The sequence below is a fragment of the Sphingomonas sp. S-NIH.Pt3_0716 genome, assembly GCF_003950715.1.
In the GTDB taxonomy this organism is placed as follows: Bacteria; Pseudomonadota; Alphaproteobacteria; order Sphingomonadales; family Sphingomonadaceae; genus Sphingobium; species Sphingobium yanoikuyae_A.
On sequence record NZ_QLJK01000097.1, the window covers coordinates 1 to 1,583 of the forward strand.

A 1,583-nucleotide genomic window follows, 5' to 3' on the forward strand; every position below is an offset into this window, starting at 1 on the left:
AAGGCGTCTAGAAAACTCTTATGTTCGATTTCAAGAGCCTTCGACATGATGAGGTCCTTTCCGCCTTAGATGACGAAGTCAAAGGTGTGGAGCTGATGTGCAGAGTAGGGAGCAGGGCTTTCGACGACGGTTGGCATACTCTTATGCGCGGGTTGGCTACCACATATCCGTATGTTCGTCTGGGGCTGCCTCTGCCTAGGGTCGGGCGTAGACGTTATTGTCCGCCACTTAGTTTTCACGAGGATTCCCCACCGGGGCCCTGCTCCCAACTTTGCACATCAAGCAGATGATGACGCTGGTTCTGTATTGCTCCTTTCTCGTCGCGATTTACCGAGGAAGAACCTTTATGCCCGAACAGTGGGAGAGACTTCCTGCCCGATTGCCCAGAGGAAGGCAGCCATTTCCCGCGCAATCGCCGCTACCGCGACGGTCTTGAGCTTGCCGGTAGTGATCATTCTGCGATAGCGTGCACAAAGCCGGATCTGGGCTTTCCATGCAATCTCGCGGACTGAGCGTGGTAGCCCGTCCAATCGGGCCTGAATCGTCTGGCTCACGCGAGCGGGATAGCGATAAGTCCATGCACCTTCGATTAGCACTCGGCGGGCTCGCCTATTGCCGGCCTTGGTGATGCCGCCGCGCTTCACCCGCTCGCCTGTTGAACTCTCAGATGGAACAAGCCCGAGGTATGCCATCAACTGCGGCGCCGTTTCGAAGCGTCGTACGTCGCCGATTTCCACGACAAAGGTGACCGCAGCGATGAACGCAATTCCGCGCATTGCCTGATAGGCCTCCACGACAGGCGCCATGGACCAGGACGCAACTACTTCCGCGACCTGTTTGGTCAGCCGGTCTTCACGGATGGCCGCATCCTCGATGGCCTGGATATATTCGGCGAGGACTATGTGATGGGCGGGATGGGTGAAACTCTGCGCCGCCAGCCATCGAAAATGGGCTCGTGTCCAAGGCGAGCGTCCCGGATAAATCCGACCATGGCGCAACAGGAATGACTGGAGTTGCTGACGTGCCTTCTTCAGCGCGTCGTGGGCGCACTCACGAGCGCGGACAAGGTCTCGCACAGCTTCATGGGCTTCGTCCGGAACCCAAACAGCAGTCAGCTCTCCGGCGCGATGCAACCGTGCCAGGCTGACTGCATCGCGCCGATTGGTCTTCACACGATCGCCCGGACGCTTGGGAATAAGGGATGGAGCAACGACCTGGCACTGATGCCCCAGCCCCATGATCTGGCGATAAAGGTCGTACCCGGTCGGGCCAGCCTCATAACAGAAGTGAAGAGTGGCCCCGCGCTTTGCCAACTTGGCTACCATCGATGCAACCGATGTCGGTTCGGCTGAGATATCGCCAAAGAAACGCACTTCGCCGTTCCGCTCCTTTTCCGCGACCGCAACCGAAATCTTCGCTTTCGATGTATCGAGTCCGATAAAGAGTTCGTTATACTCGCGCATGGTTCGCCCTCGCCTAAGCATGGGGATAGGCGCCGGCCCGTCCGGCGTAACCCCCGTTTCCTGCTTACTCCGAGGGCGGGCCAACTTCACCGCACGAACATACGGTCTAGGGGCTACTCA

Annotated in this window: 1 protein-coding gene; it reads right to left on the reverse strand. The window is 58.3% G+C overall.

Translation table 11 applies throughout. The annotated features are described in order from the left end of the window. Positions 1 to 344 precede the first annotated feature (344 nt). A complete protein-coding gene (locus tag BRX37_RS26170) occupies positions 345 to 1,463 on the reverse strand; it encodes an IS110 family RNA-guided transposase (RefSeq protein ID WP_125990350.1) in 1,119 nt (372 codons plus the stop codon). Positions 1,464 to 1,583 lie beyond the last annotated feature (120 nt).